Source organism: Flagellimonas amphidinii (genome assembly GCF_013090115.1).
GTDB classification, from domain to species: Bacteria; Bacteroidota; Bacteroidia; order Flavobacteriales; family Flavobacteriaceae; genus Flagellimonas; species Flagellimonas amphidinii.
The window spans coordinates 141,511-159,438 of record NZ_JABFNN010000021.1 but is presented as its reverse complement, the minus strand read 5'-3'; the positions used below and the strand labels follow the sequence as shown (position 1 = coordinate 159,438).

8 protein-coding genes are annotated in these 17,928 nt (G+C 43.2%); all 8 read left to right on the top strand.

Annotated features, from left to right (window positions below; all coding sequences use genetic code 11):
• Positions 1–30: 30 nt before the first annotated feature.
• The 8 genes from HJC33_RS01985 (at position 31) to HJC33_RS01950 (ending at position 17,749) form a co-directional block, all read left to right on the top strand.
• Entirely contained in the window at positions 31–3,132 is a 3,102-nt protein-coding gene (locus tag HJC33_RS01985; RefSeq protein ID WP_313777725.1) for a beta-L-arabinofuranosidase domain-containing protein, read from the top strand.
• 21 nt (positions 3,133–3,153) lie between these two features.
• Entirely contained in the window at positions 3,154–4,872 is a 1,719-nt protein-coding gene (locus HJC33_RS01980) for a DUF885 family protein (protein ID WP_246245461.1), read from the top strand.
• Positions 4,873–4,943: 71 nt separating this feature from the next.
• Positions 4,944–7,640, top strand: a complete 2,697-nt coding sequence (locus HJC33_RS01975; protein ID WP_216366630.1) for a DUF5695 domain-containing protein — start codon at positions 4,944–4,946, stop codon at positions 7,638–7,640.
• Positions 7,641–7,645: 5 nt separating this feature from the next.
• Entirely contained in the window at positions 7,646–9,772 is a 2,127-nt protein-coding gene (locus tag HJC33_RS01970; RefSeq protein WP_171657106.1) for a family 43 glycosylhydrolase, read from the top strand.
• 5 nt (positions 9,773–9,777) lie between these two features.
• Positions 9,778–11,784, top strand: coding sequence for a beta-L-arabinofuranosidase domain-containing protein (locus tag HJC33_RS01965; protein ID WP_171657105.1), 2,007 nt, complete (start codon positions 9,778–9,780; stop codon positions 11,782–11,784).
• A 36-nt stretch (positions 11,785–11,820) separates the two neighbouring features.
• Positions 11,821–13,044 carry an enolase C-terminal domain-like protein gene (locus HJC33_RS01960; protein WP_171657104.1) on the top strand — a complete coding sequence of 408 codons (1,224 nt, stop codon included), beginning with the start codon at positions 11,821–11,823 and terminating at the stop codon, positions 13,042–13,044.
• Between the two features lie 179 nt (positions 13,045–13,223).
• Positions 13,224–15,176: a glycoside hydrolase family 97 protein gene (locus HJC33_RS01955; protein WP_171657103.1), complete on the top strand. Its 1,953-nt coding sequence runs from the start codon at positions 13,224–13,226 to the stop codon at positions 15,174–15,176.
• A 23-nt stretch (positions 15,177–15,199) separates the two neighbouring features.
• Positions 15,200–17,749, top strand: a complete 2,550-nt coding sequence (locus HJC33_RS01950) for a discoidin domain-containing protein (RefSeq protein ID WP_171657102.1) — start codon at positions 15,200–15,202, stop codon at positions 17,747–17,749.
• Positions 17,750–17,928: the final 179 nt, after the last annotated feature.

Below are 17,928 nucleotides of genomic sequence, written 5' to 3'. Positions count from 1 at the left end.
TTACGATTGAGTAAGCATAAAATCACATAAATGATAATAGTAAGAGAAGTGATGAATATTGGATTTGGAAATAGGATTATGAAACAATACAAATGGCTAGTATCCGCTTTGATGGTTTTTTTGGGCGTAAACACCATATCAGCTCAAAGTGGCAATCAAATATTGGATGGAATTGGGGAAACTGGATTGATAGCCCGTTATATTTTTGATGGGAGTGTCAAAGATTGGTCACGTAATAATTTACATGGAAAAGTACAAGGAGCAAAGGCCAATTTTATAGAGGATGAACAATTTGGCAAAGTCCTTTCCTTATCCGAAAGCAATACAACTTTTGTTTCCATTCCGGGAGATGCTATTATAGGTGAAGAGTCGCTGAGTATTACGGGTTGGATTTATGTAAATGCGATACGCAAGAATCAGTATTTTTTTGATTTTGGTCAAAATTCCAAATCCCACTTTTTTGTTGCCCCAACAGGAACAAAAATTGAAGAGGGTTGCCAAGTTGAAATCAACTTAGGGAAACAAAAAAAATATCAAACAAGTTCTTCAAATTTAGAAGTTGGCAAGTGGCATCATTTGGCTATTGTACTTAATACTCCTTCAAAATCCCTGAGCACATATGTAGATGGAAAACTAGTTGGAGAAGCCAATAATGTTGAATTGGAGTTGGATGAGTTGTTCGATAATGATACTCCAAAGAAAAATCTGTTGAACATTGGAAAATCAATAAATTCCAACAAAACTTTTCTTAATGCCAAATTGCATGACTTTCGTATTTACCGAATCCCATTGAGCACCAAACAGGTAAATAGAATCCGTTACAATGCTTTGAAGGGTGAAGAGGTCACGGTAAATGAAAGACAAAATAAAGAAGAAGATTTTCCTAAATTTTCCAAGGATACTCCCCAATTATATACGGAATATTTGACCCATGTTTCTGATGTAAAGGTAGAGACCGTTTTGGGACACCTTCCCAGATTGCCTCGTTTTGTGGAAGGAACCTATAGCAATGGAATCAAAGGACCAAAAGTTAGGGTGCTTTGGCCTGCTCCAACCGATAATTCAGATGTGCTTGAAACAGGTGAGTATACCATTACAGGCAGTATTTCTGGAACGGATTTAAAACCAAAAGCTATTGTAACAGTGGTTGAAGCAGATAAATCAGCCATGCCAGAAAGAACTCTTGAAGCTTTCACCTTGGGTCAGGTAACCCTGAATTCTGATACACACGGAAACGTTACAAAGTTTATTGAAAACCGAGATAAATTTATAAGTACGCTTTCCAAGACCAATCCAGACGCATTTTTGTACATGTTTCGTGATGCTTTTGGACAAGAACAACCTGAAGGAGCAGAACCATTGGGAGTATGGGATAGTCAGGAAACCAAGCTGCGCGGACATGCCACTGGCCATTATCTAACTGCAATAGTACAAGCTTATGCAAGTACGGGGTATGATAAAAAGTTGCAAGCAAGTTTTGGGGACAAAATGGAATACATGGTCAATACCTTGTATGAATTATCACAAATGTCCGGTGAACCCAAAACAACTGGGGGTGAGTTTGTAGCTGACCCAACCGCCGTGCCACCAGGGCCAGGAAGACTAGCTTATGATTCTCAGTTAAGTGTAGATAGTATTCGCACAGATTATTGGAACTGGGGCAAAGGATTTATCAGTGCTTATCCTCCAGATCAATTTATCATGTTGGAAAGTGGAGCTACCTATGGCACCAAAAAAACACAAATTTGGGCACCTTACTACACACTTCATAAAATTCTTGCAGGTTTGATGGATGTTTATGAAATCAGCGGTAACGAAAAAGCCCTTGAAATTACCAAAGGTATGGGAGATTGGGTGCATGCACGTTTGAGCCAATTGTCCACGGAAACCCTTATCAGCATGTGGAACAGATACATAGCTGGTGAATATGGGGGAATGAACGAAGCTATGGCAAGATTATATAGGCTTACCGGTGAATCCAAATATTTGGAAGCAGCAAAGCTGTTTGACAATATTAAAATGTTCTACGGAGACGCTGAACATTCCCATGGATTGGCAAAAAACGTAGACACTTACCGCGGCTTGCATGCCAATCAGCATATACCCCAGATTGTAGGCGCTTTAGAGACTTATCGCGACTCCAATGCAGCAGCATATTATCACGTGGCCGATAATTTTTGGTATAAAACGGTGAACGATTATATGTACAGTATTGGAGGTGTGGCCGGAGCAAGAAATCCGACCAATGCTGAATGTTTTATCAGCCAGCCAGCAACACTTTACGAAAACGGATTTTCATCAGGTGGGCAAAATGAAACTTGCGCTACATATAATATGCTCAAACTAACCAGAAACCTGTTTCTTTTTGACCAGCGAACTGAATTGATGGATTATTATGAGCGAGGGCTTTATAACCACATTCTTGCATCAGTGGCGGAAGATAGTCCCGCGAATACTTATCACGTGCCACTAAGACCCGGTTCGGTAAAACACTTTGGCAATCCAAATATGAAAGGCTTTACATGCTGCAATGGAACAGCTTTGGAGAGCAGCACCAAACTTCAGAATACCATTTATTTGAGGAGCAAGGACAACAAAGCACTTTATGTAAATCTTTTTGTCCCTTCCACTTTAGAATGGACCGAGAAAAATATCACTATAGAACAAAAAACTGCTTTTCCAAAGGAAGATAATACGCAGTTGACTGTTAAAGGTAGTGGAAAGTTTAATCTTAACATTAGGGTTCCAGAGTGGGCCACCAAAGGGTTTTTGGTTGAAATCAATGGTGAAAAACAAGAAATCAAAGCTGAACCAGGAAGCTATGCAATCCTCAGTCGTACATGGAAAAATGGAGATGTGATCGATGTTCAAATGCCTTTTCAGTTTCACTTGGATCCAGTAATGGACCAACAAAACATTGCCAGCTTATTTTATGGCCCAATTTTAATGGTTGCTCAAGAGTCAGAGCCTAGAACAGCGTGGCGAAAAGTGACCTTAAATAAGGATGATTTGGGCAAAACGATACAGGGCGACCCTAAAGAATTGGAGTTCACTGTCGATGGAATTGTTTTCAAGCCCTTTTATGAAACCTACGGCCGCCATTCAGTGTATTTGGATGTGACTTTGGAATAGGTGTAAGAAAGCAACAAGTAAATGAAGCATAATTTGAAAAATATGGGTTTTAGAAAAACGGTGTTATGGATGTTTTTATGCATCACTTCAATTGGAATTGGACAAACTAGCAAATTGGCCGATGTTGTCACTGAATTTGAAGCAGATAGAAAAGCATTGAATCGTACTTACATCATGAAAGAATCCCAGGAATATTATAAAAGATTTTCTTCTTTTTATGACGCTTGGGAGGAAAAAATAGCGGCAATTGATTTCAATTCACTCATTCAACAAGAAAAAGTGGATTACATCTTATTGAAAAATCTAATCACCAAAGGTGATTATTTCCTGAATCAGGATTATAGTGCTTTTAAAGAAGTTTCCAGTGTCGTAAATTTTGGTGAAAGTATTTTGCCTTTCATCAAAGCTAGGAGAAGAGGTAAAAAACCAGATTCCAAAGCGTTGGCTCAGTTGATGCAAGATGTATCGAAAGATATCGAAGCTGAAATGGAAGTAAGAAAATCAAAGCCATTTAAGGATTGGCAAACTGCGGACAAAGCATCCAATGCAGTACTCTCGTTTCAAAAAGGAGTAGATGAAGCCTATAGTTTCTACTATTCTTACGACCCTGATTTTACTTGGTGGGTAGAACAACCCTTCAAAAAGCTCAATGAACGGTTGACCGCTTATGCAGCGTTTTTGAAAACGAATTATTCTCAAGATAGTGTTAAGGATGATGGCAGTGGAATTATAGGGAAACCCATAGGTGAGGATGCTTTAAATGAAAGTTTGGCCATGGAATTTATTCCATATAAACCCAAAGACTTAATAAAAACTGCTGAGGAACAATTTGCATGGTGTAAGCATGAAATGATTAAAGCTTCCCGCGAATTGGGTTATGGAGATGATTGGAAAGCTGCATTGGATCATGTCAAAAATACATATGTGCCACCGGGTGATCAACCACAGGCAATCATGGATTTGTACACACATTCGGTAAAATTTGTGGAAGAAAAAGATTTGATCACCCTACCGGATTTGGCCAAAGAAACTTGGGGCATGATCATGATGACCCCAGAACGTCAGAAGGTCAATCCATTTTTTACAGGGGGAAGAGATATCAGTATTTCCTACCCTACACAAGACATGGATCATGATGACAAGCTCATGAGCATGCGCGGTAATAACCCTAATTTTTCGTTCCCAACCGTACAGCATGAGCTTTTGCCAGGTCATAACCTGCAATACTTCATGACAAGCAGGCATAAAAGTTACCGAGATCCTTTTTTTACACCTTTTTGGACAGAAGGATGGGCGTTGTACTGGGAAATTCTTTTGTGGAACAAGGATTTTCCGCAAACCCCAGAGCAAAAATTAGGGATGTTATTCTGGAGGATACACCGTTGTGCCCGAATCATATTTTCATTGAAGTTTCATTTGGGTGAAATGACCCCTCAGGAGTGTATAGATTTATTGGTGGACGAGGTTGGGCATGAGTACGCCAATGCCGAAGCTGAGGTACGTCGCTCCTTTACAACCAATTATCCGCCTTTATATCAATTGGCCTATATGATGGGGGGATTACAGTTCTACGCACTTCGAAATGAAATGCTGGCAAAAGGATGGACTGAAAAACAGTTTCATGATAGGGTAATGAAAGAAGGTAGAATGCCTGTTGAATTATTACGGAGCCTGATGCAAGGCCTGCCTCTGAATAAAAATTATAAAACCAAGTGGAAATTTTCTACAGCTTTTAAATAGAAATCAAAAAACTATACAAAATCACTTGCACTATAGATTATTGCAAAATTTCTCAAACTAATATGCTAAAGATGAACATAAAATATTGGGTGCTTTCTACTATATTTTTAACTGGTATCACAACCATAAATGCCCAACGTAAAGGGTATTGGAGTGAAATCCAGGACAAAGAATCCACACTGGGTATTGCCGACGTCTATCAGAAATTCGACACTCCTGATTTCCAATTAAAATTGGTGCGCGCTTCCCAAACGGTCGCTGCTCTTAGACCCAAAAGTGACCCCAACTTCGATTTTACCCCGAGCGACCGCTTGGAAATCCGTGATAAGGATGGGCTGTACCATTTGGGAGACATCAACCTTAGAATAAGGACCGGACAGGATCAATGGAAAAGTTATTCCACTGCAACGCATCGCAAGGCCGTTACCCCTTTGGAAGCTACGGGTACCGTCCTAGCCGCAGCGGACTTGGCCAATACCTTGCCCAATGACATTCCTGTATCCATAAAACGATACTATGAACTGCACAATGACCAGTTGGTATTGCGTTTTTCCATCACCAATAAGACCTCGGAAAAAGTAGAGATAGGAGCATTGGGCATTCCCATGGTCTTCAACAATATTTTGGAGGGCAAGTCACTGGAGGAGACCCATAAGCAGAATGTCTTTTATGACCCTTATATAGGGTTGGATGCTGGATATTTGGAGGTAAAACGATTAAACGGAAATGGCCAGGCCCTTTTGGTATTGCCCGAAGCGAATATGGCTTTTGAAGCCTATAGGCCATTATTGGACGACCCCACTCCCAGAAGTATTGTTTTTGAAGGTTTTCATGAATGGATGCCCCATTCCAAGGCCTATGCCGAGAACGAATGGAAGGGCGTGGAGCAGTGGAACCAACCTACCTCCCTCTTTTTGCAAGCTGATGAAACCCGGAACTTTTCCTTGAAACTGGTACTTGCCGAGGATGTTAGGAATATCCAGAAAACCCTTGAAAAGGAAAATCGTCCTGTTGCCATAGGGGTTCCCGGCTATGTATTGCCGAAAGGGGACAAGGCGAAGTTGTTCCTCAAATATACCAATGAAGTGATCTCTATTGAGGTACGACCCAAGAAAGCCCTTCAGTTTAAAAAAGTAGGGAAGGTCGCTTCGGGTGCAGTGGAATATCAAGTGGAAGGAAAGCAATGGGGCAGGTCATGTGCCATAATTACTTATGCCGATGGTATCAAACAGAGCATCAATTACAAGGTTATCGAATCCCGGGAAAAAGTGGTAGAAAATTTAGGGGAATTCTTGTTCAACGAGCAATGGTTCGATGACCCCAATGACCCTTTTGGGCGAACTTATTCCGTAATCACCTATGATTATCAGGCCAAAAGACAACTAACTCAAGATGGCCGCGTATGGTTTGCCGGATTAAGCGACGAGGCCGGATCGGGAAGCTGGGTCGCCGCCATTATGAAACAATTCCTTCGACCTAAAAAATCGGAGGTAAAAAAGTTTGAACAGTTTATAGACAGTGCACTTTGGGGCGGACTGCAATACAGTTCGGGGGACAAGAAGTATGGCGTAAAAAAGAGCATGTTCTATTACGAGCCTGAAAAAATGCCTAAGGGAACCTATAGCGATACTTTGAACTATAACACATGGGGTGCCTGGAACCAAGAACACGCCAACGACCCTGGGCGATCGTTCAATTATCCCCATGCGGCGGCGGCCTATTGGGTAATGTACCGTTTGGCCAGATATCATGAAGGTTTGGTGGAAAATCACGATTGGAAATGGTATTTGGAAAAGGCCTATCATACGTCAATCGCCATGGTAGAGCTGGCCCCTTACTATGCACAGTTCGGCAATATGGAAGGTTCCGTTTTCCTTGAAATCCTGTTGGATCTACAACGAGAGGGCATGACCGATATGGCCCGGACCATGGAAAATACCACGAAGGAGCGTGCCTCTCGGTGGAAGGAACTGGACTATCCCTTTGGTAGTGAAATGCCTTGGGACTCCACCGGACAGGAAGAAGTATATACCTGGTGCGATTATTTTGGTTTTGACCATAAGGCGCGCGTAACCCTGGATGCCATCTTGGCCTATATGCCTTCTATACCCCATTGGGGCTACAACGGCAATGCCCGTAGGTATTGGGATTTCCTGTATGGGGGGCAGGCCGGAAAAACCTCAAGGGTAGAACGCCAGATCCATCATTACGGGAGTGGAATGAATGCCATTCCGGTTTTGAAGGCCTATCGGAAAAACCCCGATTTGTATCTGCTTAGGGTAGGCTATGGCGGTGCCTTGGGCGCCATTTCCAACATCACCCAGAATGGCTTTATGCCAGCGGCCTTCCATTCCTATCCCTCTACTTTGCGCATCGATTACGTTTCGGGGGATAATGGCCCGGGCTTTTTTGGCTATGCCATGAACGAGGCCACCTATTTGACCCAAAATGACGATTTGGGATGGTTGGCCTTTGGAGGGAATCTTTCACAGCAAGGGGATATCATTGAAGTCGAACCGACCACGGCGGGCCGATCCAGACTATTTATTGCACCCCAAAAGCTGTGGCTCACTTTAGATGCTGGAACCTTCGAAAAAGTAGTTTATAATACCAAAACGGGTACGGTGGAACTAACATTAAACGGCAAAACAGAATATACCCCGAATGCCTTTTTACGGGTGAACAAGGAAATAAACCTTCCCTACGAAAAGATCAGGGGGGCGTATAGGATTCCGTTGAACAAGAGTAGTGTTCAGCTTCAATGGTAAGGATAATGTATAGGTATAAAATAGTACCACTTTTTATGTTCGTCTTCGTGGTCGGCATGTATGCCCAACAAGACATAGCCGTGAATGCCCCCAATGCGGGCAATCCGATTTTACCGGGTTATTTTGCCGACCCTACCATTACAAAGTTCGGGGATACTTATTATATCTACGCCACTACCGATAACGAGATGTTGGGTTCGGGCGCGCCCACGGTTTGGTACAGCGATGATTTAACGCATTGGTACAACTATATTATGGATATTCCGCCCTTTACGGCCAAGCCCATTACCAATTTTTGGGCACCTGATATCGTAAAAGGCGATGACGGAAAGTATTACCTCTATTTTGGCAATTGTGAGATCGGTTGTAATATTTATGGCTATGTTTCCGATACTCCGATCGGGCCGTGGACCAAGTTGTTCGAGGATGATACGGCCGTAATCCCCAGTGGATACCCAAGAAAGGACTTTCCTTCACTTGACGCGCAGTTTTTTAGGGATACCGATGGCAAAATCTATGGCTATTGGGGTACTTGGGTGCATTACAATGGCGGATACGCCGTAGGACAACTGAATGGGGATACCATGGCCGATATGTTGAATTCCAAGAATATTCCTTTGGAACAGACGCCGGAACCTTTTGAGGCGGTGTATATGATGAAAAAGGGGGATAAATACATTTTGATGTATTCGGGGGCTTCTTGTCATGATGAAACCTATAATGTGCGCTATTCCTATGCCGATAGTCCGTATGGGCCGTTTACCGAAGGCGAGAACAACCCTATATTGAGTACCAACAAAGTGCAAACGACGCATGGCCCGGGCCACCATTCGGTCTTGCAAAAAGGGGGTGAATACTACATCATATACCACAAGCACGATTATCCGTTTACTGCAGGCGGACTTTCAAGGCAAGTATGTTTGGATAACATGGTGTTCGAAAACGATTCCACCATTGCCAAGGTAGTTCCGACCAGCAAGGGCGTTCACTTTAATCTGCCCTCGAAAGTCCCCACCGATTTGGCGTTCGGAAAAAAAGCAACGGCTTCGTCCTTCTATCATTTGAAATCCACCCAATACGATTACGAATACAAGCCTTCTTATGCCGTTGATAACAATAACGCTACACTGTGGAAAGCAGGTGATAATACGTTTCCCCAATCGTTGACCCTTGATTTGGGAGCGGTGAAAAAGGTAAGGCGGATTGCCACCGAATTTGAATTCCCAACCCATTACTATCAATACAAAATCGAATATTCCAAAGACGGTACTTCGTGGAAAACCTATGTGGATCGAACCCGGAACAAGACCCCCGGTAGTCCTATGATCGATGATGCCAAGGCCAAGGCCCGTTACATCCGGTTAACGATTACCGGCTGTGAAAAAACCGGGGTCTATGCCGCTGTTTGGAACATCAAGGTGTATGGGGAACAATTTCCACTTCCACTACCATTGAAAAACAAACCCTTGGCCAAAAAACCGGGTACTGCCAGCACACATAGCATGCTTGTTGCCATAGATGCCAAAAGCAGCAAGGAAGGGCAGTTTTTGAATACGGGAAGTTTGGGCGGATTTTTCGAAAAGGAAGGAAAGGTAACATTGGGGAAAGACGAATCGGGGATAAATGCCCTTATGTTTGAACAAGGGGCCTTGGTACTCAACAGACCGGTTCCCCGACAATTGGAATGGAACGGAGCCTTTACGGTAGCTACTTGGGTGAAAAATCCTGAAGTGGATTCCAAGGACGAATGCCTGTTTTCATGGTGTGATCGCTTTAAGAACAATTTGGCCGCTTCCTTTACCGCCCTGTTTTACAATAGCGGCCATTATGGGGCCACGGGGCATTTGGAAGGGCATTACGATATGCCGTATACCAACGTACCCTCTCAAAATACATGGCACCATATCGTGCTGACTTTTGATGGAATCAATTTGAAAGTCTATGTGGATGGAAAGCTCGACAATTCCCAGAACATGACCTTGGCCTCTCAGGTGGAAAAGGCAAAAATGCGCATCGGGGCCTCCGATACAAGGGAAAATTATAGCGGTTATATGGCTTCATTACGAATGTACGATTATGCCTTGGGGCAACAGGAAATCCATCGGTTGTTGCAGGAAACCGATCCAAAATAAAACATATGAAATTTAAAATAGCATTGCTCATCGTTTGCGTTTCATGGTCATGGGGTTATTCCCAATCAAAAAGAAATGACCATTACATTACCAATCAGGAACCCTTGATTGCACAACCCTATGCCCAGTTGCCTTTGGGGTCTATCAAGGCCAGGGGATGGTTGTACGAGATGCTCAAAATACAAGCTAAAGGTCTTACGGGGAATCTCGATTCGGTCTATGCCGTGGTCGCCGGGGCCAATAACGGATGGCTGGGAGGTACCGGCGATAGTTGGGAACGTGGGCCTTATTGGTTGGATGGATTAACACCCTTGGCTTATTTATTGGATGATGAAAAATTAAAGGCCAAGGTAAAAAAATGGGTGGATTGGAGCATTGAAAACCAACGGGACAACGGCTATTTCGGGCCTTATCCATACAAAGAAGGAACACCAATCATCAAAGGCACCCAACAAAAACTGAGCGAGGATTGGTGGCCCAAAATGGTCATGCTCAAAGTCTTGCAACAGTATTATACGGCAACGGAAGACAAGCGTGTTTTGGGGCTTATGGACAGGTATTTTAGGTATCAGCTAAAAAAACTCCCTGAAATGCGGCTCGATAAGGTAACCTATTGGGCAGGCCGTCGCGGAGGCGATAACCTTCAAATCGTGTATTGGCTCTACAACATCACCAAGGAGCCCTACCTTTTGGAATTGGGTGAGTTATTGCATGAACAGACTTTCGACTGGACGAATGTTTTTTCGGGCAATGAGTTGATGCAGGCAAACCCCTACGCGCAGTTGCACTGCGTAAATGTGGCCCAAGGCCTTAAGGAACCGGCCATTTATTACCAACAAAGTAAAGATTCGCTCTTTCTGAAAGCACCTTATCAGGGATTGGAGACCTTAAAACAGGGCCATGGTTTTGCCAATGGTATGTACGGGGGCGATGAGTTGTTGCACGGCAACGACCCCACCCAAGGTTCCGAATTGTGTTCGGCGGTTGAGCTGATGTACTCCTTGGAAAGTATGCTGCCGATTACGGGAAATGTATATTACGGCGATTATTTGGAGAAGGTCGCTTTCAACGTCCTGCCCACCCAGCATAACGATGATTTTACAAGAAAGCAATATTTTCAACAGGCCAACCAGATAAAGGTCACTCATGAACATCGGAATTTCGATTGCGAGTATCACGGTAGTGCCAACGTCTATGGGGTTTTGACGGGCTACCCCTGTTGTGTGTCGAACATGCACCAAGGCTGGCCAAAATATGTACAGAACCTGTTTTATGCCACGGCCGATAATGGTATCGCGGCATTGGTCTACGGTCCATCCGAAGCTACTATCAAAGTGGCAAATGGGGTGGATGTGAAGGTAAACGAAACCACCGATTATCCTTTTGAGGACAAAATCCGATTTGCCGTAAACCCTGAAAAATCGGTGGATTTTACCTTTGAACTTCGGGTACCCCAGTGGTGCGATAGCCCAAAAGTAATGGTCAACGGTAATGCGTTGGATGTCATGGCGGATAAAGGGATTTTGAAAATAAACCGTAAGTGGAAGAAGGGCGATGAGGTCAGTCTGCAACTGCCCATGAAAATAAAGACCTCCAGATGGTTCGAAAAGTCGGTAGCGGTAGAACGCGGCCCTTTGCTCTATGCCTTGAAAATCAAGGAGGAATGGCAGGAAAAAACACGGGAACGATGGGAGAACACCTATTACGAAGTAGTGCCGAAATCCCCTTGGAATTATGGATTCCTGAATAAAACCTTGAACGACAACGATTTTAACGTGGTCGAAAAGGATGCCGTCGCTGCCATGCCCTGGAATCTGGAAAATGCGCCCATATCGATTTTTACGAAAGCGAAACAAGTACCCTATTGGAAGGAATACAATGGCAGTACGGGTAAAATTCCCGTAGCGACTTGGCCGCCGAGAATGTTGGAGACCGAATTGGAAGAAATCGAATTGATTCCCTATGGTTGTACCACCCTACGTATTTCACAGTTTCCGGTGGTCGAGGATTGATTAATAAAATTAACAGGTACGTTAAAAATAATTTCCATGAAACGAAGAAAATTCATTCAAAACACCACCTTGGGTTCTACTGGACTTTTGTTTAGTGGAGTTCCTTTATTTACCACTTCATGTAAGTCTTCGAAAGATGAACTGTCATTGCATACCATTGACAAAGTTGAGTTGGCTGAGGTACATTACGAATGGCCTAGATTGGTGGGGAAAAATGGAGTTTCCGATGTGCATGGGCAAAAGCAGCGAAGGCCGATTCTCAAAATATATACGGACCAAGGGGCGATGGGCTGGGGAATCACCAATTGGGACGTAAAAAAGGAGCTCGATATCCTTAATGGCAAAAAGCTATCGGAACTTATTTCGCCGGAATCAGGAATAGCTGACGGACTTAATGTACACTATTTCGATGTGCCTTTGTTCGACCTTATGGGCATGGTCTTGAATAAACCTATACATGAAATTTTGGGCGGCAAAGGCGGTAAAGAGCATAAGGTGTATAGTGGAATGATCTATATGGATGAACTGCCTGCCGAAAAATTTGGTCATCAAGGTGGATTGGATGTTCTAATGGAAAATTGTGCTTGGGACTATGACTATGGCTATCGTCAATTTAAATTAAAAATAGGCCGTGGACATAAATGGTATCCTTCCAAGAAAGAGGGAATGGATATGGATATCAAGGTGACCAAAATGATTTATGAGGAGTACAAGGACAAAGGAGTGGATATTCTCGTGGATGCCAACAATGCTTACGATTATGATGATACCATTGCATTTTTAGAAGGTATTGGTGATATACCGCTGTACTGGTTCGAAGAGCCTTTTCCAGAAGAAAACAAAATGGATGTCAAACGATTGAGGAATTGGATGGACGATAACGGCTTTGAAAATACACGTTATGCCGATGGGGAATGGATTTGGGTCGACCCGAACAAGCCAGATGTGGTCTTGGAACAGATAGAATCGGGTATGATAAATACGTATTTGAATGATATACATGCCATTGGGTTTACCAATTGGATGAAGATTATGCCCCGATTGGCCAAAGTAGGTGCTACTGCCAGTCCACATACTTGGGGCCAAGGGGTTAAAACAAATTATACGGCCCACATGGCCACGGGCTTGGGCAGTATTGAAACAATTGAAGGGGTAACCTGTCTATCAGAGGATATCGATTTTGGCAACTATCCTATCAAAGAAGGTTTTATTCAGGTGTCCGATGCTCCGGGCTTCGGTATGAAATTATTGAAATCATAGTATGAATAACAATCCATGAAAAAACCAACCTTTTTATCGTGTATCGGCCTCTTTCTTTTTATGATACAGCCTTCCCATAGGATGTATGCACAACAGGAAGTTGTTCGGCCCATAATTGAAAAAAGAGTGTAATGTCAAGGACATTTCCGATTTACGGATTGTAAAAAATGAATATAAATATGAATAAACGTACCCTCTTTGTATTGTTTCTTTTATTGGCGCAGCAAGGCGCATTTTCACAACAAATGCCCTTGCACTTAAAGGGGCCCGATAATCAAATTGAGGTTCAGCTCTACCTAAAGGAGGGTAAGCCAATTTATCAGATTGAATTCGCTCATGAGGTTATGGTTGAAGAATCACCATTAGGGTTGGAAACTTCAATAGGAAATTTCACTAAAGACTTGGTCTATGTATCCCACCAAACACAAGCCGTTCATAAATCCTATGTCTTAAAAAAAGGAAAGACCAGAGATATCATCTACGAAGCCAATGAATTGATCGTGAAGCTCACCAATCAAAATCAGGACACTTTGCATGTTATCTTTAGAGCTAGTGATCGCGATGTGGCTTTTTCGTATCGATTGACGACAAAAGAACGATATACCAAAGTGAAGATTTTTAAAGAAGCTACGGCATTCAATTTGCCCGATGATGCGACCACATATATCACTCCACAAGCACCGCCGATGTCCGGATGGGAGCAGACAAAACCCTCCTATGAAGAGGATTATACCCTAAATGAGCCGATAGGCACACCCTCTATATACGGCGTAGGCTATACCTTTCCTGCATTGTTTAAAATAAGTAATGAGGGCTGGGTGCTGATTTCAGAAACTGGAGTCGATAGCCGCTATGCGGGGTCTCGTTTGGGTGAAGGAACCAAAGAGGGCGTATATCCGCTTGAGTTTCCCCAGGAAGGCGAAAATAATGGAATGGGAGCTACCTATGTGGCACAGGCCATGCCGGCTCAAACACCTTGGCGAACACTCACCTTAGGGAAAACCTTAAAAAACATTGTCGAATCGACCGTGACTTATGATTTGGTAGACCCCTTATACGAACCGAGTAGGGATTATAAAATGGGGCGTGCCACTTGGAGCTGGATCGTTTGGCAGGATGCTAGTATCAATTATGATAATCAGGTAAAATACATAGACCTAGCGAATTCATTAGGTTTTGAGTATGTATTAATCGATAATTGGTGGGATAAAAATATCGGCAGGGAAAGAATGGAGGAATTGGTCAAATATGCGAACTCCAAAGGTGTGGATGTCTTACTTTGGTACAATTCCAACGGCTATTGGAACGATGCTCCCCAGACGCCGCAGGACAGGATGAATACGGCACCTGCTCGCCAAAAAGAGATGGCATGGTTACAGAAAATAGGGGTAAAAGGGCTTAAAGTGGATTTCTTTGGTGGAGATAAGCAGATGACCATGAAATTGTACGAGGACATTTTAACTGATGCAAATCGCTATGGATTGACCATTACCTTTCATGGTTGCACCTTGCCCCGTGGTTGGGAGATTATGTACCCAAATTACGTAACCTCGGAAGCTGTCAAGGCTTCCGAAATGCTCTATTTTCATCAAGATTATTCGGATCGTTATGCCCAAAATTCGACCATTTTCCCCTTCACGAGAAATGCTGTCGGTGCCATGGATTTTGCCCCTGTCTTTTTTAATAGGAGATTGAGCAGGGATCAGAACACTGGTAGCTACCGTAGGACCACTGATGCTTTTGAAGTAGCCACCTCGGTGTTGTTTCTATCTCCCGTCCAACACTTTGGCATTACACCTAATAACTTACAAGAACAGCCTGATTACGTTCTTGATTTTATACGAAAGGTTCCAACGGTTTGGGATGAAACGGTATATATTGATGGTGAACCGGGGACTCATTGCGCTGTTGCAAGACGCAGTGGTAAGTCATGGTACGTCGCTTTAGTAAACGGCGAGAAAATCGATAAACGATTAGAATTGGATCTACCGATGCTAAAAGGGAAGAAAGCTTCCTTAATTTATGACAAGGCAGATAGAACGGCTGGTTTTAAAGAAGTCATGGTCAATAAAAAAGGGAAAATCAAAATAAAGCTCCTTTCAGAAGGAGGGGCGGTAATCAAATCAAAATAAATTCATAACAATATAGCAAATCAATGAAGGCGACTAAAATAGGAGTTCTATTCATGTTGATGGCATGGGGGTCACTTTATGAAATCACTGCGCAAAAAAGCATTTTGGATAAGCAAAAAATGTTGGACAAATTTTCGTTTTGGGGCAATCAGGATTGGGAATGGTATAAGGAGAATATCCCCTTTCTGGAAACACCCGATACGGAAATCGATAAAATCTACTATTACCGGTGGGAGGTCGTTACCATGCATTTGGTGTACGGGTCGCCTGAAAGTGGCTATGCCACCACCGAATTTATCAACCGGCCTTGGTGGTCGGGGGCATTTGGCACCATTAGTTGTCCGGCCGGACACCAATTGTACGATTGGCGATGGCTTAGAAACCAACAATTCTTTAAGGACTATGCCCGATTTTGGTTTAAAACCCCCGGAGCCCAAACACAAAACTATACCAATTGGATTACCGATGCGGTATGGGAAGGCTATAAGGTAAATGGCGATTTCACTTTTACGACCAATCTGCTGAACGACCTAAAAACCGATTATTACACTTGGGAAAAGAAGTTCTGGGTCGAAGAGGAAGGCATGTTCGCTTGGGATGGTATGCACGATGGAATGGAGACCAACATCAACAGTCGGCAAACACCCCAATGGTTCAACGGGGCACCGGGATACCGCCCTACCTTTAACGCTTATATGTGGGCGGCGGCCAATGCCATTACCCATATCGCCGAGATAATCCATGATGATGAAACGGTTCGGGAGTTTAAGGAAAAGGCCGCGACCATTAAGACCAACCTACAGGCCAAATGCTGGGATCCAAAACGGAAATTTTTCTTTCACCGATTTCAAAATAATGAGCTTACAGCGGATAAAAACGATACCATCAAGGCCAATACACTCACATATGAGGATGGCCCTTTTGCCGGAAACGAACACGGTAGGGAGTTGATGGCCTATGTGCCTTGGTATTTTAACATGATTGACGATAAAAAGGAGTTCGGGCAAGCCTGGCAATTCTTAATGGATCCAAATTATTTTTATGCCGAATATGGCCCCACTACGGTAGAACGGCATGATCCATTGTTCAAAATCTCGGACAAATGTTGTGTGTGGAGTGGTAATTCGTGGCCTTTTGCTACCACACAGACCATTAAGGCCATGTCGAACGCATTGAACAATTATAAAAATGTGGAGTCCATTTCCAAAAAGGATTTCTATAAGATGATGAAGGTATTCGCGCATACCCATCAGAAGAATGGGAAACCTTACATAGCAGAGGATTTGCATCCCTTTACGGGCTCTTGGGAAGGGCATGATATGAAGGGCCATAGCGAACATTACTATCATTCTTCCTATGTAGATTTGGTAATCGCCGACCTTATAGGCATCAAACCCCAAGCCAACGATTCCATTGTAATCCGACCGTTGACGCCCAAGGAATGGGACTATTTTATTTTGGAGGATGTGCCGTATCACGGACATAACATTTCCGTGGTTTGGGACAAAACGGGCAAGAAATATGGTCAGGGAAAAGGGTTTAAATTGCTCTTGGATGGAAAAATTATCGCTGCTTCGGAAACGGTGACCGAATTGAAAGCACATATTCCCAAAACGGAAATAACGAAGGAATCCCCAAGGAAGGTGAACTATGCCGTGAACAACTCAAAATCGTACTATCCGCGGGCTATAGCTTCCTTTCCGGGTGTGGGGAACCCCGTGGCCAAAATGAACGATGGGCAGTTTTGGTATTTTGACCGATATCCGAACCAGTGGAGCACGGCATATTCCGAAAATAAACAGGATTGGGCGGGAATCGATTTTGGTACGGAACGCCCTATTGAAAAAGTGGTCGTATACTTTGCTGAAGATGAGAAGGGATTAAAGGCACCCGAAAGCTATCTTTTGCAATATTGGGATGGGCATGCTTGGAAGGAAATTAGGGGTCAAGAACGGCAATATGCCAAGCCTATGGCCAGAAGGGGGAATACAATTCGCTTCCCTGAAGTCAGCACCTCTAAAATACGCCTTTTACTGACTGAAAAGGATGAAAATGAAGTGGGAATCAGTGAGATCGAAACTTGGGGAAAACCTAATTTTCCGATACATATACCGAGCAAACCCATTGATGGAACAGGTTTTGAAGGAGCTATGGTTAGTGCTTCCTACACGTCGGAACATGATAATGTGAATAACATAATCGATGGTAAAATCGATATGGGAGAACGTTGGTCGGCGTATAAGTCCCCGAACAGATTGGACTGGGTACGGTTCGATTTTCCGAAGCAGCGGGAAATAAGCAAGGCCTACATTTATTTCTATGATGAAAAGGAAAGCAGGTATTTGGAAACGGATAATTACAATATTGTTCCACCCAAAAAATTGACCGTACAGTATTGGAACGGTTCGTCATGGAAAAATGCAAAGAAACAAAACACCAAGCCCGAAACCCTTTTGGGAAATGCTATGAATATCGTTACGTTCAAAAGAATAAATACCAATAAAATCAGGGTCGTTATGGAGCACGTACCCCAAAAATATTCCGGTATTTACGAGATTGAATTTTTGAAGTAAGCCATGATATTAAAAGGTTTTGCACAAGGAAGGGATTTAACTTTTTGAAAAATTGATTCCCGGTACAGTTTTTCCTGGATTCGAAAATCTTTCAGGGAAATGGTATCGAGACCTTTTGATCACAACTGTTTTGCTACGGAATAAAAAGTTTAAACGAGTTCAAGAAGAATAGCGGTACT

Bases quoted from the DNA above. Each gene is read 5' to 3' on its own strand.
- HJC33_RS01985 (WP_313777725.1), top strand. From the start codon at position 31: ATGATAATAGTAAGAGAAGTGATGAATATTGGATTTGGAAATAGGATT.
- HJC33_RS01980 (WP_246245461.1), top strand. From the start codon at position 3,154: ATGAAGCATAATTTGAAAAATATGGGTTTTAGAAAAACGGTGTTATGG.
- HJC33_RS01975 (WP_216366630.1), top strand. From the start codon at position 4,944: ATGAACATAAAATATTGGGTGCTTTCTACTATATTTTTAACTGGTATC.
- HJC33_RS01970 (WP_171657106.1), top strand. From the start codon at position 7,646: ATGTATAGGTATAAAATAGTACCACTTTTTATGTTCGTCTTCGTGGTC.
- HJC33_RS01965 (WP_171657105.1), top strand. From the start codon at position 9,778: ATGAAATTTAAAATAGCATTGCTCATCGTTTGCGTTTCATGGTCATGG.
- HJC33_RS01960 (WP_171657104.1), top strand. From the start codon at position 11,821: ATGAAACGAAGAAAATTCATTCAAAACACCACCTTGGGTTCTACTGGA.
- HJC33_RS01955 (WP_171657103.1), top strand. From the start codon at position 13,224: ATGAATAAACGTACCCTCTTTGTATTGTTTCTTTTATTGGCGCAGCAA.
- HJC33_RS01950 (WP_171657102.1), top strand. From the start codon at position 15,200: ATGAAGGCGACTAAAATAGGAGTTCTATTCATGTTGATGGCATGGGGG.